Source organism: Methyloceanibacter sp. (genome assembly GCF_051306395.1).
GTDB lineage: Bacteria > Pseudomonadota > Alphaproteobacteria > Rhizobiales > Methyloligellaceae > Methyloceanibacter.
Map to the genome: position 1 here is coordinate 25,526 of NZ_JBPPND010000260.1, position 17,340 is coordinate 42,865.

General features: G+C 65.7%; 11 protein-coding genes and 1 pseudogene. 3 read left to right on the plus strand and 9 right to left on the minus strand.

Going from position 1 to position 17,340, the window contains the following annotated elements; genetic code table 11:
• Window positions 1-8 precede the first annotated feature (8 nt).
• Genes lnt through ACSLE4_RS14185 form a run of 6 tightly spaced genes read right to left on the minus strand, consistent with a single transcriptional unit; the run spans window position 9 to window position 6,803 of the window.
• Window positions 9-1,715, minus strand: coding sequence for an apolipoprotein N-acyltransferase (gene lnt, locus ACSLE4_RS14160; RefSeq protein WP_435905077.1), 1,707 nt, complete (start codon window positions 1,713-1,715; stop codon window positions 9-11).
• A complete protein-coding gene (locus ACSLE4_RS14165) occupies window positions 1,712-2,692 on the minus strand; it encodes a hemolysin family protein (protein WP_435905078.1) in 981 nt (326 codons plus the stop codon). The genes lnt and ACSLE4_RS14165 overlap by 4 nt, the downstream gene beginning before the upstream one ends.
• On the minus strand, window positions 2,692-3,237 hold the full coding sequence (ybeY, locus tag ACSLE4_RS14170) for an rRNA maturation RNase YbeY (protein WP_435905079.1): 546 nt from the start codon (window positions 3,235-3,237) through the stop codon (window positions 2,692-2,694). The genes ACSLE4_RS14165 and ybeY overlap by 1 nt, the downstream gene beginning before the upstream one ends.
• Window positions 3,234-4,289 carry a PhoH family protein gene (locus tag ACSLE4_RS14175; RefSeq protein WP_435905080.1) on the minus strand — a complete coding sequence of 352 codons (1,056 nt, stop codon included), beginning with the start codon at window positions 4,287-4,289 and terminating at the stop codon, window positions 3,234-3,236. Before ACSLE4_RS14175 ends, ybeY begins: the two co-directional genes overlap by 4 nt.
• A gap of 29 nt (window positions 4,290-4,318) precedes the next feature.
• Complete coding sequence (gene miaB, locus ACSLE4_RS14180; protein WP_435905081.1) at window positions 4,319-5,698, minus strand: tRNA (N6-isopentenyl adenosine(37)-C2)-methylthiotransferase MiaB; 1,380 nt, start codon at window positions 5,696-5,698, stop codon at window positions 4,319-4,321.
• A gap of 46 nt (window positions 5,699-5,744) precedes the next feature.
• Window positions 5,745-6,803 (minus strand): ATP-dependent DNA ligase, encoded by a 1,059-nt coding sequence (locus ACSLE4_RS14185; RefSeq protein ID WP_435905082.1) that lies wholly within the window; start codon window positions 6,801-6,803, stop codon window positions 5,745-5,747.
• A gap of 91 nt (window positions 6,804-6,894) precedes the next feature.
• On the opposite strand from ACSLE4_RS14185, the gene ACSLE4_RS14190 reads away from it, so the two are divergent.
• Window positions 6,895-7,089, plus strand: a complete 195-nt coding sequence (locus ACSLE4_RS14190) for a DUF3008 family protein (protein ID WP_435905083.1) — start codon at window positions 6,895-6,897, stop codon at window positions 7,087-7,089.
• Window positions 7,090-7,095: 6 nt separating this feature from the next.
• Here ACSLE4_RS14190 and pbpC read toward each other — a convergent pair whose 3' ends face one another.
• The 3 genes from pbpC to ACSLE4_RS14205 form a co-directional block, all read right to left on the minus strand.
• Window positions 7,096-9,168, minus strand: a complete 2,073-nt coding sequence (pbpC, locus tag ACSLE4_RS14195; protein WP_435905084.1) for a penicillin-binding protein 1C — start codon at window positions 9,166-9,168, stop codon at window positions 7,096-7,098.
• Window positions 9,165-14,387 (minus strand): alpha-2-macroglobulin family protein, encoded by a 5,223-nt coding sequence (locus ACSLE4_RS14200; protein ID WP_435905085.1) that lies wholly within the window; start codon window positions 14,385-14,387, stop codon window positions 9,165-9,167. The genes pbpC and ACSLE4_RS14200 overlap by 4 nt, the downstream gene beginning before the upstream one ends.
• Before the next feature lie 124 nt (window positions 14,388-14,511).
• Window positions 14,512-15,432: a LysR family transcriptional regulator gene (locus tag ACSLE4_RS14205; protein ID WP_435905086.1), complete on the minus strand. Its 921-nt coding sequence runs from the start codon at window positions 15,430-15,432 to the stop codon at window positions 14,512-14,514.
• Window positions 15,433-15,716: 284 nt separating this feature from the next.
• Here ACSLE4_RS14205 and ACSLE4_RS14210 point away from each other — a divergent pair.
• Together ACSLE4_RS14210 and ACSLE4_RS14215 are read left to right on the plus strand one after the other, a co-directional pair.
• Window positions 15,717-16,977, plus strand: a pseudogene (locus tag ACSLE4_RS14210) (imelysin family protein).
• A 152-nt stretch (window positions 16,978-17,129) separates the two neighbouring features.
• Window positions 17,130-17,340: hypothetical protein (locus tag ACSLE4_RS14215; RefSeq protein WP_435905087.1), on the plus strand; the 211-nt coding region annotated here is incomplete at its 3' end.

Below are 17,340 nucleotides of genomic sequence, written 5' to 3' on the forward strand. Positions count from 1 at the left end.
TTAATCCTCTAGTTGGCAAAAACAGAAGGTTGTTCAGAGTCTTGGTGGTTGGTCCCCAGCCCGGTTTGGTTCATAGGGTGGGTATATGAACCCGTCAAGTTTGCACCTATGCGCGCACTGCGGCAAACCATCCACCCAAATATCCCGAGTATCAAAACCAAGATTTCCATGTTCATCCCAAGCGCAACATAAGTCGTTCTGGGGCCCACTTTGGGCAGTTTTGCGTCGATGATGCCTTTTTCGCCGAGCCCGATCTCGGCGAGAACGCGTCCCCACGGGTCGATCACCGCCGAGATGCCGGTATTGGCCGCGCGCACCACGGGCAGACCCTGTTCGACGGCACGGACCTGGGCTTGATGGAAGTGCTGGTAGGGGCCGGCGCTCGATCCAAACCAGGCATCGTTAGTCACGTTGAGCATCCAGCCGGCCCGCGTGCCCTGGTCGGCGATCTCGTCGGGAAAAATGATCTCGTAGCAGATAAGGGGCCAGACAGGCGGCAGGCCGGGGATGTCGAGCAGGCGCGGTCCCATCCCCTCGCTGAAGCCGCCGCGCACGCCGGTCATCTGCATGAAGCCGAGGCCTTCGAGAAAATCCTGGAACGGCAGATACTCGCCGAACGGCACGAGGTGCATCTTGTCGTAACTGTCGAGAATCTGCCCGCCATTGCCGACGGCAAGCAGGCTGTTGAACACGTCGCGCTCTTCGAGGCGCCCGTTTGGGTCCCGCTGTTCGACCACCCGGGCAACGCCGACGAGCAATGTGGTGTCTTGCGGGAGCACCTCGCCGATCGCCGCAAGCGCGTCGGGCGAGTCGCCGAGCAGGAAGGGCAGCGCCGTTTCCGGCCAGATCACGAGGTCCATCTCGGCGAGCCCTTCGGTCCGGGTGAGGTCGAGATATTCGGCAAAAATTTCTGCGCTGTTCTCCGGACGCCACTTATCGGCCTGGTCGACATTGGCCTGGACGATGCGAAGGCGCACACCCGTGGTTCCCTCCGGGGCGGCGGCCAGCCGCCAATCCCCCCATACGTAGCCCAGTCCCAGCAGCACAAAGAGAATCGCCGCAAGCACAACCGTTCCTTTGCTTCGTCGTCCGTTGGCGTTCCAAATCGCCGCGGGGGCCGCGAACAGAAGGACGGCTACCAGACTCAAGGCATAAACGCCGAAAAGCGCGGCAAGTTGCATCAGAGGGCCGTTTGCCAGGAGCCCGTAGCCGATCAGGTTCCAGGGAAAGCCGGTCAGCACATGGCCGCGGGCGTATTCGGCAAGGCCGATAGCGATGGCCAAAGCGAAGACGCGGGCCGGGCCGGGCCGCCACAGAGCCATGGCGAGGACGCAAGCCGCGGCAAAGAACAGCGCCATGCCGGCGGGAAAGACCGTCATGACGAAGGGGATCAGCCAGCCGTGGCGCCAGGGCTCGATCAGGAATGCCTCGGCGACCCAGTAGAGCCCGGCGAGAAAGAAGCCGAAACCGAACCAGAAGCCGGTGAGGCCCGCGCATTTCAGGCGGTCGCCAAGCGCCGCGCGCGGCTCATGGCAGCCGTCGAGCAGCCAGACGAGCCCGCCGAAGCTCACGAAGAGGATCGGCCAGAAATGCACCGGCGCGAAGGCCAGCACCGACACCGCGCCAAGGAGCACCGCGACACAAGCGCGCTTTACCCCGGCAAGCCCACTCGTCCAGGCCGCCGCCCGGGAAAACGGCGCTAATCCGCGGCTCAAGACGCGCGCTGACCCGCCTGGCCCTCGGCGGAGGCGGTGTCGAGCTCTTTCGGCAGATGGATTCGCAGCTTCTTGATGCGGCGCGGATCGGCATCCAGCACCTCGAACTCGATTCCGCTCGGGTGATGCACGAGTTCGCCGCGCGCCGGAATGCGCCCCGTGAGGGTGAACACCACGCCGCCCAGCGTATCGATATCCTCTTCCTGCTCGTCGGTGACGAGCTGGACGCCGAGATGCTCCTCCAGATCCTCGACCGGAATGCGGGCGTCGGCGATCAGTCCGAGCCGCGGGTCGGTATGGATCATCGGCTCGTCTTCCACGTCGTGCTCGTCGGCAATGTCGCCAACGACCTCCTCGACCAGGTCCTCGATGGAGACGAGCCCGTCCGTGCCGCCATACTCGTCGACCACGAGCGCCAGATGCAGCTGCGAGGTCTGCATCTTCAGCAGCAAATCGAGCACGGACATGGACGGGGGCACGTATATCAGTTCGCGGGCGATTTGAATCGAGCCCACGCTCCGGGTCAGATCGACCTTGCCGAGATCGATCCTGTCGTCATCGCCTCCGTTCGCTTCCTCGGTGATCCACGACATGAGGTCGCGGATGTGAATCATGCCGCGCGGATCGTCCAGCGTCTCGCGATAGACGGGCAGGCGGGAATGCTCGGCCTTGCGGAACACGCGCAGCAGCTCCTCAATGGTCACGCTGTCGTCCACCGCGACAATGTCGGCGCGTGGCACCATGACGTCCTCGACCGTAAGCGCGCCGAAGCGGAGGATGCGCAGCAGCATGCTGCGCTCTTGAGCGCTCAGCGTGTCGCTCTTGCTGCGGGCCAACGCGCTCTCGATGAGTTCGCGCAGGTCCGGCTCCTCGCCGAGACCGAAGGTCTGCAACAGGCGATCGAACCAAGTCGAGTCCTCGTCGGCGGTGCGCGCTTGCTCGGTCTCAGGCTCGCGTTCGGCCGAGGGGTTACTCATCAAGTCACCTCCGCGAGGCCGGCCTCGTCCCCATGTCCATAGGGGTCGGCGATGCCGAGTGAGGCGAGGGCCTCTGTTTCCAGGTCTTCCATCTTATCGGCTTCGGCGTCGTCAAGATGGTCGAAGCCGAGAAGGTGAAGGACGCCGTGGATCACGAGGTGAGAGACGTGATCGGAAAGCGGGATGCCCGCCTGGTCCGCTTCCGCTTTGGCGGTCTCATAGGCGACGGCGACGTCGCCGAGAGCGCCGTCCTCCCCGGGCGTGTCGCCTGCCGGAAAGGACAGCACGTTGGTGGGCTCGTCCTTGCCGCGCCAGGTGCGGTTCAAGGCGCGCATCTCCGCATCGTCGGTAAGAAGGATGGTCGCTTCGTAGGGCGCGGACCTTGCGGGCAAAGCCTGGGTGAAGGCGGCGTGCGCGGCGAGTTCCAGTGTGGCGTCGCTGACCGTGCTTTCGTCCCACGCGCCGCCATGGCGCACGACCTCGGCCGCGAGCGTCACCGCTTGCGGAGGTTCCCCGCTGTTGCGGCTAGAGCCGTCGTCGCTCATTCGTTTCCCCCGGTCTTCGGAGCAAACGTCTTGGCGGCCTGCTCGTTGGGGGCGGCCTCGTAGGCCTCGACAATGCGGCCGACGAGTTCCCGGCGCACCACGTCGGACTTGGAGAAGGCGATGTGGCCGATCTCGTCGATCCCGCGCAGGATCTCGATGGCTTCGATGAGGCCTGAATCCTTGCCGGGCGGCAGGTCGACTTGCGTGGGGTCGCCGGTGACGATCATCTTGCTCCCCTCGCCGATGCGCGTGAGGAACATCTTGAGCTGAACCGCCGTGCAGTTCTGGGCTTCGTCGAGAATGATCATGGCATGGGAGAGGGTGCGTCCGCGCATAAAGGCAAGGGGCGCGATCTCGATCACGCCCGTATCGAGCCCGCGTTCGACCCGTTCGGGCGCGAGCACGTCATAGAGGGCATCGTAAAGGGGGCGCAAATAGGGATCGACCTTCTCGCGCATGTCGCCGGGCAGGAAGCCCAGCCGTTCGCCCGCCTCCACGGCTGGCCGCGACAGGATCAGCCGGTCGCAGCGCCCGGCCTCCAGGCAGGCCGCGGCAAAGGCGACGGCGAGATAGGTCTTGCCGGTGCCGGCCGGGCCGGTGGCGAACACCAGGTCGTTCCGCTGAAGTGATTCCAGATAGGCGCTTTGCGCCGGCGTGCGCGCGGTGATCAGGCGCTTGCGCGTCCGGATCTGCTGGGCCTTGGCGTCCGGCGCCCCGTCGTCTTCCGTCTCGATGACGCGGGCATGGCGAATGGCGCCCACCACCTCACCCGCGCCGATTATCTCGCCTTGGGCCAAGCGGCCGTAAAGCTGCTCGAGCACGGACTTGGCGGCGGCGCAGGCCTCGTCCGGCCCGCGCAAGGCCACGGCGTTGCCGTTGACTGTCGCCGAGATGCCGAGCCGGTCCTCGAGGACGGCGAGATTCGCGTCATAGTCGCCAAGGAGATCGCGCACGAGTTGGATATCGTCGAAGTAGACGACCAGGGGCTCACCGCCCCCGTTGGTCTGCGCCGCGTCTGGACGCGTTGCCGTTGCTGCTCGCCCGCGCGTCAAAGATGGTTTCCGAACGCTGGCCTTGCTGGTCACACGGCCGCCTGAACTGGCTCGCGCCATTCAAATCCCGAATTCATGACACCGGTAAGACTGTTCGGCCCTGCCGCCCGGATGTCAACCTCGGCGATGTGACCTATCAACGCTTCCGGACCCTCCACATGCACCGCCTGCAGATAGGGTGAACGCCCGGTGACCTGTCCTGGTTTCCGCCCCTTGGCCTCGAACAGCACCGGCAGGCGCCGCCCCACCAGGCTCCGGTCGAAGGCGTGACGGCTCTCTTCGAGCAGCGCCTGGAGCGCGGCGAGACGTTCTTTCTTGGCCGCTTCAGGCACTTGGCCTTCGAGCTTCGCCGCAGGCGTGCCCGGCCGGGCGCTATACTTAAAAGAGAAGGCTTGGGCAAAGCCGACCCGGCGCACCAGCCCCAGCGTGTCTTCGAAGTCGGCGTCGGTCTCGCCGGGAAAGCCGACAATGACATCGGTGGAGAGCGCGAGGTCCGGCCGAACGGCGCGGATGCGTTCGATCAGCGACTCATACTCCTCGGCCGTGTGCTTCCGGTTCATGGCCGCCAGGATGCGGTCGGACCCGGCCTGGAAGGGCAGGTGGAGATACGGCATTAGCTTCTCTTCGTCACCGAACAGCGCGATGAGATCATCGTCCATGTCGCGCGGGTGGCTCGTGGTGAAGCGCAGGCGCGCGACGGACGGAATCTCGCCGAGCCGCCGCAACAGCCGCGCGAGGTTCCAGGTGCCGCCGCCCGCTCCGTCGCCGTGATAGGCGTTGACGTTCTGCCCGAGCAGGGTCACCTCGCGTACGCCGCGCGAGGCAAGCCGCTCGACCTCGGCGACGATCTCGGAAGGCGCGCGTGAATACTCCGCGCCGCGCGTGTACGGCACCACGCAGAACGTGCAGAATTTGTCGCAGCCCTCCTGCACGGTGACGAACGCGGATGTCTGTCGTTTGCCGAGGGCGCGCTGCGGCAGCGCCGCGAATTTGTCTTGCGCGGGAAACTCCGTCTCGACCGACCGCTTGCCGGTCGAGGCGTCGGCCACGAGATCGGCGATGCGGTGCAGGCTTTGCGGGCCGACCACGATGTCAACCACGGGCGCGCGGGCGATGATTTCCTCGCCCTCGGCTTGCGCGACACAGCCGGCCACCGCCACCATCGTGTCGCGGCCTTGCGCTTTGCGCGCCTCCTTGTTCAGCCGCACGCGGCCAAGCTCCGAGTAGACCTTCTCGGCCGCCTTCTCGCGGATATGACAGGTGTTGAGGATGACCAAGTCGGCGTCGTCCATCGCCTCGGTCAGCTCGAAACCGGCAGGCGCAAGCGCTTCGGCCATGCGCTCGGAATCGTACGCATTCATCTGGCAGCCGAAGGTCTTGATGTGGAGTTTTTTGGGGCTCATCGCCATTTGCCGTTTGTTGGGCAGGAAGGCCCGGTTCGTCAAGTATTCACCGTCACTGTCCCAGCATCGTGGCGATCAACTTGGGCGGCTTCCGGGCGGGCAGGATCTGCTCGAAGGTGCATTGCGTCGGCGCCTTGTCCGGCCGAAATCGCACGAGCTTGGTGCCGTGACGAAACCTCTCGCCGGTGACTTGGTCATAGCGCACCTCTACCACGATCTTCGGCTTGACCGGCTTCCATTCGCTGGAGCGGTCCGTCGACCATCGGCTGGGGCCGCTAGGCGCTTTTCCGGTGAAACCCGGTGGCGTGATCAAACCCTCGAGAAGCTTGGTTAGTGCCGGGCGCTCAACGTTGGTGATTGTCGATGTGAAGCCGACATGGTCGAGCTTCCCTTCGTCATTGTAGAGTCCGAGGAGGAGCGAACCGACCTCCGTGCTGTTGGCCGCGTAGCGGAAGCCGCCGACCACGCAGTCGGCGGTCCGCAAGAGCTTCACCTTCAGCATGGCGCGCTCGCCGGGCAGGTAGGGCCCGTCGAGGCGCTTGGCCACGACGCCGTCGAGGGAGCCACTCGCCCGGCCAAGCCAACGCTCGGCTTCATTACGGTCCAGCGTGGCAGGCGACAGCTTAACGCTGCCGCTTCCGCCGACTGACTTGTTGAAAGCTTCAAGCGCACGTCTCCGCTTGGTCAGTGGCTCCGCGATAAGGCTCTTGTTCTTCGCGTCGACGAGCATGTCGAATAGGATGAGAATGGAAGGCGTCTCCGCCGCAAGCTTGTCAACGCGGCTCTCGGCTGGATGGATGCGTTGTTGCAGGGCATCGAACGACAGTCTCGTGCCGACGGGGATGGCAAGTTCGCCGTCAAGGACGAAGCATTTCGGTTTGAGCGCCTTCAGCGCCTCGACCAACTCCGGAAAATAGCGCGTCAGCGGCTTTCCCGACTTCGCTCGCAACTCCACTTGGTCGCCGGCGCGGAAAGCGAGGCAGCGAAAGCCGTCCCATTTGGGCTCGAACTGCCAGCCATTGTCTTCCGGCAGCTCGCTGACAAGCTTGGCCTCCATAGGCTCCAAGTCCGTCGGAACAGCAAGCTCAGCGAGAGATTTTGGCGCTGCCATCGCGATAACTCCTCCGGGGATGGGACACGGGGGAACGCGCTTGGCCCGCAAGGCGTTTTGGCCGCATAGATTCGAACGTGGAGAGTAGACCATGCCAGCGAAATCAGCAGCCCAGCAAAAAGCCGCCGGCGCGGCCCTTGCCGCCAAGCGCGGCGAGATCAAGGTCAGCGAGCTTCAGGGCGCCTCGAAGGAGATGTACGAGTCGATGTCCGAGAAGGAACTCGACGAGATGGCGTCCACCAAGCGCAAGGACAAGCCCGAGCACGTCTCCGAGTCGAAGCGCTAGCCTAGGCTATTGCAGCCGCACGGTGACGCTGTCCGCGGCGCCGGTCGCATCGGTCACCGTGAGCCGCACGAAGCCGGGGCCGTCCGGGGCAAAGAATAAAGTGCCGGCGCCTCGCGCCGTCTCGAACGGCAGGCCATTGACCAGCACGTTGAGCGGCGGCGTGCCGCCCGCGATCTTGATGGCGATGGAATCGAGCCCTGCAGCGTCGGAAGTGAGCGCCAGGCTCGCGTTATTCGGTGGAAACACGATGCGGACTTTCGGCCTCATGGCCTCGCCTTGCTCGCCGCGCCCGGCGAAGCGCCGGAGCGGCGGCGGCAACTGCGCCGTGCGTGCCGTGACGATGCCTTTCGGCGCCGGCAGTAGAGCTTTTGGCTTTTGCGTGAGACGGGCGAAAGCATCGAACAGGATCGGCGCCGCGGCCGTGCGGCCCACGAGGCCGGTCACCGGCGCTCCGTCGGGCCGCCCGACCCAAACACCGATCGTATATTCGCCGTCGAAGCCAACCGCCCAGGCGTCGCGGTAGCCGTAGCTGGTGCCGGTCTTGAAGGCGATGCGCCCGCCAAGCGCGTTCGGCGGCGGCGGCGCGCCGCGCAGCACATTGCCCACATACCAGGCGGCCACCTGTGCCATCAGCCGCTTGTCCGGCAGAACCGCCGCGCCGGTCCGCTCCCGCAGGGGAGCCACCGTACCCTGGCGGGCAAGCCCCGAATAAAGCGCTGTGAGGTCGATCAGCTTCACGCCGATGCCGCCGAGCCCCAGCGCCAAGCCGGCCGTCTCATGGTCCGGCAGTTTGAGCGCGGCGCCCGCCTCGCCGAGCCGGGCCAACAACCGGTTTGGTCCCACCGCATCCAGCACGGCGACCGCCGGCACGTTGAGCGACAATTGCAGAGCCCGGCGCACCGTGACGGTCCCTTGGAACGTCTGGTCGAAATTCTCCGGCGCATAGTCGCCATAACGGGTCGGGCGGTCCTCGATCAGTGTCTCGGGGTGGACCAGCCCGTCCTCGAAGCCGAGCCCATAGATAAAGGGTTTCAATGCCGAGCCCGGAGAGCGCAAGGCGCGCGTCAAATCCACTTGGCCCGCGCGGGCCTTGTCGAAGTAGTCGGGCGAGGCGACCCGGACCAGGATCTCACCGGTTTCGTTCTTGACCACGACGATCGCCGCCGACATGGCATCGCCAAGCGCCGCCGCCCGCTCGCGGGCGAGCCGCTCCAGCCGGCGCTGCAAGCGTCCGTCAATGGTGAGGTGGATGGTCTTCGCGCCGGCCGAGGCCGACCGCGCCTCGTCCGCGGCATGGGGCGCGGAGAGCGGCATGGGCTTGCGCGCGTGCGGAACGGGCTCGGTCTTGGCGCTGGCGCGCTCTTCCGCACTGAAGAGGCCGTTGCCCGCGATGCGATCCAGCACGCGATTCCGCGCCGCTTGCGCCCGTTCGGGATGGCGGTCGGGACGGCGATATTCCGGCGATTGCGGCAGCGCCACGAGGAGCGCCGTCTCCCCGAGCGTCAGCCGCCGCGGCTCCTTGCCGAAATAGGCGAGCGACGCGGCACGGATGCCTTCCAGGTTGCCGCCATAGGGCGCGAGCGTGAGGTAGAGCGAAAGGATCTGGTCCTTGTCGAGCGCCCATTCGAGCTGAAGCGCGCGGACCATTTGCCGGTACTTGGCATAGAGCGAACGCTCCCGTCGTGGCTCCAGCAGGCGCGCCACCTGCATGGTGATGGTCGAGCCGCCGGAGACGATGTGACCCTGGGTCGCGAACTGATAGGCCGCGCGCGTCATGGCCAGCGGATCGACCCCGTGATGGGAGAAGAACCGCTTATCCTCATAGGCGAGCAGCGCCTCGATAAAGCGTGGGTCGACGTCCGCTTGCGTGGCCGGAAGCCGCCAGCGTCCTTCGTCCGTCAGGTAAGCGCGCAACAGCTTGCCGTCGCGGTCGAGCACCGTGGTGGAGTATTCGAGGTCTTTCCCCAAGGGCGGCGGGCCGAAGGAGTCGGCAAGACCGGCGAGCGCGCCCGCGGCAATGGCCGCGAGCCACACCGCCCCGATAGCGGCATAGGTGGCGCGTCGCGTGAGCCGGCTCATTTGCGCGCGGTCACCTTGACGGACCCGGTGCCGGTGCGGCCGAAACGGTCGGGACTGTACATGTCCTCGACCACCGCTTGCGGCAACACGTAGTCGCCGGGAGAGACCGCGCGCACCACATAAGCCACGCGGTAGACCACGGGACTGTCGGCCTTGCGCTCGAACGCGGCGACGAACCGGTCGTCGCGGAAGGCCGTATGCTCAGGGGTCGCGGCTTGGCCGATCCAGGACAGACCGCCGGTATCGGCCGAGGACACGAGCTTCGGATTGTCGATCTCGAAGCCGGCCGGCACATAGTCGGTCAGCGCCACGCGGGCGAATTGCGGCTTCGCCTCGGTGACGGCGAGCAGCACCACGTAGCGCTCATTTTGCGTGGCCGTGGCGATGTCCACCTCTTCGCCGTCGAGCGTGTGGAAGGTCCGCTCGAGCCTAAAGCCGTGATCCGCGGCAGGTTCGGGCGTGGTCGGTGCGCCGCTCACCGAGACCACCGCGTCGACGGGCGTGTCACCGTTATTGGTCACGGTCACCGGATTGATGCCGAGATCCTCTTCGCTGAAGGACCGGTAGAGCGGGCCAAGCTGACCGCCTTCTTCGCCGCTTCCTTCCTCGATCGTAAGGCTGACGCCTTGCTGACCGAGCGCCCGTGCGGCGAGCACCAGCCAGGCGTCCTCTTGAGTCGAGGTGTAGGTCACGGCGTCGCGCGCCACGCCGATCTGTCGCGTGGCGCTGACCAGGATCGGCTTGCCGGCATCGCCTTCAGCCGCGAGGGTCACCACCGCGGCCGCATCGCGCAGGCGCGAGCCGAAATCGACGCGGCCGGTGGCTTTCGGCTTCTCCTCGGGGAGCGCGCCGGCCGCCACCCGGAACGCCTTCTCGGCACGGGTCTTGTCGCCAAGCATGGCCAGCGCCGCCCCGATCTCGGCCTGCGCCGTCGGCGTGCCGAGCTTGTCGAGTTTCACGTCGGCGATGTAGCGGAGGTCGCCCACGGGAGCCATGCCGTTGCGGGCCAGCACGTAGAGTGCATAGGACAGCGCGAGCCCGCCATCGGTGGAGACGTCGGGCGCGGTGCTCACATAGTTCCGCAAGCGATTCAGCGCGAGCTTGAAGCGCTCATCCGGGACGGTGTGACCGTTGGCGCGCGCGCGCGTCAAAAAGTCGGTGACATAAGAATCGAGCCAGGCATCGCTGCCGCCGGGCGACCACAAGCCGAACGCGCCCTCATAGCCTTGGCGCGCCAGTACGGTCTCGATCGCCTTGGTGATGCGTTTGTCGACCTTGGCATCCGCGGCGAGCTTCGCATCGAGCGCCATGTCGTTGACATAGAGCAGCGGCAGCGCGCGGCTCACGATCTGCTCGGTGCAGCCGAGCGGATAGCGGTCGAGCGCGGCGAGCAGGCTCGCCACGTCAAGCGCCGCGGTCGGCGTGACCGACAGCGCCAGCTTTCCGGTCCCCGGCACGAGATTGGCGAACACGTCATTCGAAAGCGTGATGCTTTGCCCGGGTTCGAGCGGCTTCACGGTGCGCCGCGCCAGGATCTGCGTCGCCGGGTTCACGGTGAGCGCGTAGCGCCGCGCCACCTCGAAATCCTCCGGCCCCGTCACCGTCACGTCGATGGTGCCGTCGCCGACGCCGAGCGCCGAAACCGGGAAGGTCGCGGCGCCGCGCTTCTTGGCATCGAGTTCGATGGCGCGGTCCCCGTTGCCGACGCTAAGCGGGCCGGCGGTCGAAACAGCAATCTGGTAGGAGCCCGCTGCGCCTTCCACATTGTCGAGGTCGAGTCGCAGCGTGGACGTGTCGCCCATGAGCAGGAAGCGCGGCAGCGTGGCGCTGACCACCACCGGATCGCGCACGACCACGTCGCCCGAGCCGTGCCCGACTTGGGTACCGTTCCAGGCGACGGCCATGACGCGCACCGTGCCGGTGAAGGCAGGGATGTCGAATTTCACCTCTGCCGTGCCGTCTTCGCCGACGGTGACGATTCCCGAATAAAGCGCCAAGGGGGGTTGCGTCGGCGGGTTTCCTTGCAATGTCCCGCCGGAATCGCCGCCGGTGCGGATTTGCCCGCGCGCCCCTTGCATGCCGTCGATGAGCTGGCCGTAGAGGTCGCGGATCTGCGCCGAGAGCTGGCGCTGGCCGAGATAGTACTCGTCCGGGTTCGGCGGCTCGTAGCCGGTGAGATTGAGAATGCCTACATCAACGGCCGCGACCACGATGCGCGCCTGATCGCCGGTGGCGAGATTGGCGAGGCGCACCGGCACGCGCAACGTCGTCTCCGGTCTGACGAGATCGGGCAGGTCGAGGTCCACGCCAATCGTGTGCGCGAGCCGGTCCACGCTGAACCACTGCACGCCGATGGCGCGCCCGGGCATGCGCTTCTCCGCCGCGTCGAGCGGCCGGCGCAGCGTCGCCAGCACGTAGGCGCCGGTGCCCCAATCTTCACCGACGGTGAGCGGCAGCTTCACCAGCCCCGCCTCCACGTCCGTGGTGGTCTGGGTGATGAGCCGGTCCCCGATCACCGACAGCGTCACGGTGCCGGCGCTGCGCGCGGTCACGGCCACGGTCATGGTGTCGCCCGGCGCGTAGCCATTCTTGTCGAGGGCGATCTCCAGAAGGTCCGGCGTGTCGGCGGACGCTTCCGCGTACCAGCCCGAGTCGAAGCCGTAGGTGGTCAGCGGGCCTTGCGGGTCGTTGGTTTCCACTTCGAGCCGGTAGCGGCCCCAGCTCACCGGTACCTCGATCTGGCCCGGCTGCGCCGCGCCCACGTCGATCGTGCCGTCGGCGACCCGGCGGGTGACCTTGATGGGCTCGTAATTCCAGCTGCCGTATTGCCGGTACCACTGATGTTTGGACTCGATGCGCAGGAGCTGCCATTTCAGCCCCTTCGCGGCGACTTGCATACCGTCGGGCGCGGCCATCACCACGTCGAACTTGGCGATGTCCTGGTCGCCGAGGGATGAGCCTTTGAACAGCGGCTTCACGCCGATCATGTCGGAGCGGGGCGTAACCGGCAGTTTGAGGTCGTGCTCGACGGCGCGGCCGCCGGGCTCGGCAAGCCGCACCACGACCGTGGCCTCGAGCGGCCTGGCCGAAGCGGGAACTTTGTCGAGCGCGACCGGGAAGGTCGCTTTGCCGTCAGCGTCGGTCTCGGGCAGGTCGGCGAGCGGAAAGCTCTCGGAGGAAAAGCCGTCGTCGGATTGCGCGTCGTTCACACCGAACACGTAGCCTGTAAAGCCCGGGCGTTCGCTGGTGGCGGCGATCTTCAGTTCCCCGTCGATTGGCAGCCCGGAGGCCGGCGCGCCATAGAGGAAACGTCCGTCGAGGGCGATCTCGGCGGGGCTCGCCGGTGACAGAGTCTTCGCGCCGGTCGAGATGTCGAATTCGAGCCGCTCCGGCACATAGTCCTCGACCAGGAAGCTCGTCTTGCCGACGGGTGCGCCCTTGGGGTCGGAATAGACCTCGACCCGGTAAGTGCCTGTCGGCGCCGAGGAAATAAGCGCCACGTCGAGTGCGCGGCCGCCGAGCCCCTCGTCGGGCACCACGGCGCGGCGATATTCGATACCGTCCGGACGGTCGACCACCAGCGTCAGGGGAACTCCGGGCACGGCGATCCCGGCGGCGTCGCGCAACAGTGCCGTGATGTGTACGGTCTCGCCGGTGCGGTAGACGCCGCGCTCGGTAAACACGAAGGCATCGAGCCCCTTGGGCGCCTCGCGTCCGGCGACGCCCCGGTCGGTCAGGTCGAAGCCGGACTGTTTGAGATTGAGAAAGGCGTAGTCGCCGTTAGTCCCCGAAGCGACGAGCATCGCCGGCGACAGACCGCCTTCACCCCGCGCCAAGCCAGGCGCGAAAGTGACCGCGCCTTTGTCGTCGGTCGCCGCCGTCGCCAGCACTTCGTTGTTGCGCGCGATCAGACGGACCTCGACGCCTGACAAGGGCGCCGTGCTGGCGAGCGAGTTGACGAAAGCGTGGACGCCGTCGGAGCCGGAATAGGCCGTGAGACCGAAGTCGGAGACGACGAACCATTGCGTGGTCCGCTCGCCGTAGTCGTCGCCCGGCACGTCGGCGGGGTTGGCGGCGAGGAGATAGACGCCCGGCGCCATCTCAGGCACCGCCTCGCCGACCGGGAAAGCGGTGGTGACTTCTTTATTGAGCTCCTGCGCGACCGTGAGCTTGCCGCTCCAGACTTCTTGGCCCTTCTCGTCGGCGACGGTCTCCAGGTCGTACTGGTAGAGATTGCGCTGGAAATCGTAGCTCAGCACGTTGCCGAGCAGGTTGCGGTCGCCGATCCGGTAGATCGTCACGTCGAGCAGGCCGGTGTTGACGGAAACGAGTGGGATGCCTTGCTGTCCGGTGCTCGGCAGCACATACGCCTTGCCGGCGAGCCGCACCGACGGCTTCCGGTCCCGCACATAGATCGTGAACTCCGCGTCCTTTAGCAGGTCCTCGTGCACCGCCGAGGGCAATCCCTGGCGCAAGGTGACGTCATAGGTTTCGCCGTGCTTCAGCCCCTCGACGCAAAGCTGCTGATCGTCCGCTGAGAGCGCCGGTTTGTCCCGCCCGGCGACGGAGACGAATGGCGAGAAGTCCGCGCGCTTCAACAAAGGTTCGGTGAACTGGAAGCAGGCGCGTGGGCTCGCCGCGTCGGAGTCCACGCTGAAATTGGAGACGCGGAAGCCGTATTTCTCGCGGAGCTGGTCGTAGGTGACCTTGAGTCCCTGGTTGTCGTCGAGCGTGAGCGCGAGATGCAGCGCGTTCAGCGCCGGGCGCCAATCGCCGCCTTTGCCGAAGGCGGTGGCGAGCGTGGCCAGGCCCGCGGCTTCTTGCTTCGGCGTCGTCGCCCGGCGATAGGCGATGTAGGCGGCGGTGCGGGCATTGCGATAGCGGACGCTGCCGTCGTCCGTCTCGTGCGGCGGGATGGCGAGCCAGATATCGGCCAGTCGGCGCCAGGCCGTGGAATCGTCGGGCGCCACGGTGACGATCTGCCCATAAGTGAAAGCGGCGCCCTCGAGGTCCTGCTTTCTCAGTTGGACGGCGGCTTGCTCTTTCAGCTTGATGACCGGGAGCTCGACCGTGCCCGACTCGTTCTTGAGATCGGCCGCGAGCGTGATCGCGGCCTCGTCGAGGGCGACGTCTTGGAAAGCTTTGTCGGCGGCGGAAGTGGGGGTGGCGACGAAAATCAACAGCGCGGCGGCAAGGCCAGCGCGGAACCAGGCGACCATGGACGTCCTCCAAGCGCCCAAACCCTCGGCGGCAGGCGGGCGAGGGCGCCATGGTAATGGAGCATCATGACGGAAGCCAGAGGCCTCGCCAAAACGCCCAAACCGCCGAGCAGCGAGGGCGGCGTTACGCCGCGCCCACGATCTCCAGGGCGATATTGGCGAACTCCCCACGCAGCCATTGGTGGCATTCGTCGCGGTCGTAGCTCGAATGCCACATGAGCCTTAGGGGGAGATCCACGGGCGGCACGGGCTGGTCGATGCGCGCCAGCCCGAATTGCTTCTCCAGGATCGCCGCGAGCGAAGAGGGAAGCGTCAACAGCGCGTCGCTGTTCAAGACCACGAGCACCCCGACGAGCACCGAGGAGACCTGAGAGGAGACATTGCAGCTGAGCCCTTCGCCCCTGAGCGCCTGATCTAACAGCGTCATGGTCGGCAGCGTGTTGACCGCCACATGGTCGGCGGCCGCGAAGGTGGCGGCCTTGGGCTTGCGCTTGATGAAGGGATGGTCCGGTCCTGACAAGGTGGCGAGCGTGTCGTCGAACAGCTTGGCGACGCGCACGTCAGGGGCGGCGACCGGCGCCCCCTCGATATCGATGACGAAGTGGCTGCGGGCGTTGCGCAGCGAATCGATATTCTCGTCGCGATGCGATGGCGTCCAGCTCACATGCACATTTGGGGCGAGCGATTGGAGGCGTTTGCGTAAAGGCTCAACCAAAATGAGCTCGCCCGCTTCGCTCGATGCTGCGGCAAACTCGCGCACGGAAAGCGACGGTTCGAAGGGTTTGCTCGGCCTCAGCAGGCTTTCCATACCGGCCAGGATGACGTGAACCGTGGGCGCAAGCTCCAGCGCCTTGGCCGTCGGGACCAGGCGTTGTCCGGCCCGCACGAAGAGCTCGTCGTTGAAAATTTCGCGGAGTTTCGCCAATGCGTGGCTGATGGCGGAGGCGCTCCGCCCTAGTCTCTCCGCAGCCCGGGTCACGCTCGCATCCACCAGCAGGGCGTCGAGGGTCACGAGCAGATTGGCGTCGACCTCTTTAAGATGCATTTTGCTCAACTATTCTGATGAAAAGAGTTCAGTACGCTCATGTTAGGCGCTGGGCTAGTGTCTTGGCAAGACATTCGGCCGCCCAGCCCGAATGTCTGGAGCGTCTGAGCCCGAGCCTGGACGCTTCCTCATCTCAACCTTGCGGCGGCCCAAAGGTCCCGGCTGGCGGGCCGCCGCATTCTTCCCGCCTTCGGGCGGTTTTGAGGGGAAAACCGGGAAAGGGCCTACAGCGTGAGTGCGTAGGCCGAGCTACAACAAAAGGGATGACGATGTTCCGAGGACCGATGACTGTTCTGCCGGCCGCCGCTTTGGCGCTCGGCTTTTGCTTTTCGCCCGCTTTGGCCGCTGACAGCACCAAGGACGTGCTGAAGACCTACGCCAACATCGCGCAAGCTGGGTATGAGGATTCTCTCGAGACCGCCAAGACGATGCAGCTGGCGATCAACGAGTTTCTGTCCGAGCCGACCGCGCCGAATCTGCGCGCCGCGCGCGCCGCTTGGATCGCCGCCCGGGTGCCCTACATGCAGACCGAAGCCTATCGCTTCGGCAATGCCATCGTCGATGATTGGGAGGGCAAGGTGAATGCCTGGCCGCTCGACGAGGGCCTGATCGACTACGTTGCCGAGGTTTACGGCGCCGAGTCGCCGGAGAACGAGCTTTACGTCGCCAACGTTCAAGAACGTCTCGCTGACCATGGGCGGCAAGAAGATCGACACGTCCAAATTTACTAAGGAACTGCTCGCGGACGAGCTGCAAGAGGCCGGCGGCGTGGAGGCCAACGTGGCCACCGGCTATCACGCGGTCGAGTTCCTGCTTTGGGACCAGGACTTGAACGGCACCGGGCCTGGCGCAGGAGAACGGCCTGCCACCGACTACGATCTGAAGAACTGCACCAACGGCAATTGTGATCGCCGGGCCCAGTATCTGAGCACCGTCACGGACCTGCTCATCGACGATCTCGCCTGGATGGCGGAGCAGTGGGCTCCCGGCGGCGATGCCCGCAAGGGTGTCGGCGGCGGTCAGGAAGGTCTCACCACCATCATGACCGGCCTCGGCTCTCTGTCTTATGGCGAGCTGGCCGGCGAGCGCATCAAGCTCGGCCTAATGATCCACGATCCGGAGGAGGAGCACGACTGCTTCTCGGACAACACCCACGCGTCTCACTTCTTTGACGCGCTCGGCATCAGCAATGTCTATCTCGGACGCTATCGCCGCGCCGATGGGTCGTTTGTTGGTGGCGCCAGCGTGTCCGATCTCGTCAAGGCCAAGGACCCAAAGGTTGACGCCGAACTGCGCGCCAAGCTCGACGCCACCATGGACGCCATGAACGCGCTGTATCTTCGCGCGCTGACCACCGAGTCCTACGACCAGATGATTGGCGAAGGGAACGAGGCAGGGAACAAGGTCGTCCAGGACGTGGTCGACGCCCTTCTCGGTCAAACCAAGGCCATCGAGCGGGCCGTGGCCACGCTGGACCTGAAGTCCATCGAGTTCGAGGGCTCCGACAGCCTCGACGCACCGGAAAAGGTCGTGGCAGGGGAGTAGGCAAAAAAACCCCGTTGATCGGGGTCTGGATGTCGTCTACGTTATAACATAACAAGCGTAGACCATACTGAGCATAGCCTTGGGGGGCTGACAACATGACGAAGAACGCACTGTAATCGGGCGACCGACCACCACACGATTCGACCACTTGGATGGGGCGGCTCGGCACTAAGCTAGCGAAGACGGCCGCCGTCGCCTCCGTGCTGGCCGTATCGATCATGGCCATGCCGGGCGGCGCCTTGGCAAATTGCGGGGTCAGCCCGACAGGCATTCCCGACGACGCGCTTGTGCCCCTCGATGTGGGTGGCGCCCGCAAGGGTCTTGCCAATGCCGGCATTCAGGTCGGCGGCGCCTACTATGCCG

Bases quoted from the DNA above. Each gene is read 5' to 3' on its own strand.
- ACSLE4_RS14185 (WP_435905082.1), bottom strand. From the start codon at position 6,803: ATGGCAGCGCCAAAATCTCTCGCTGAGCTTGCTGTTCCGACGGACTTG.
- ACSLE4_RS14205 (WP_435905086.1), bottom strand. From the start codon at position 15,432: ATGCATCTTAAAGAGGTCGACGCCAATCTGCTCGTGACCCTCGACGCC.
- miaB (WP_435905081.1), bottom strand. From the start codon at position 5,698: ATGGCGATGAGCCCCAAAAAACTCCACATCAAGACCTTCGGCTGCCAG.
- ybeY (WP_435905079.1), bottom strand. From the start codon at position 3,237: ATGAGCGACGACGGCTCTAGCCGCAACAGCGGGGAACCTCCGCAAGCG.
- pbpC (WP_435905084.1), bottom strand. From the start codon at position 9,168: ATGAGCCGGCTCACGCGACGCGCCACCTATGCCGCTATCGGGGCGGTG.
- ACSLE4_RS14190 (WP_435905083.1), top strand. From the start codon at position 6,895: ATGCCAGCGAAATCAGCAGCCCAGCAAAAAGCCGCCGGCGCGGCCCTT.
- ACSLE4_RS14200 (WP_435905085.1), bottom strand. From the start codon at position 14,387: ATGGTCGCCTGGTTCCGCGCTGGCCTTGCCGCCGCGCTGTTGATTTTC.
- ACSLE4_RS14165 (WP_435905078.1), bottom strand. From the start codon at position 2,692: ATGAGTAACCCCTCGGCCGAACGCGAGCCTGAGACCGAGCAAGCGCGC.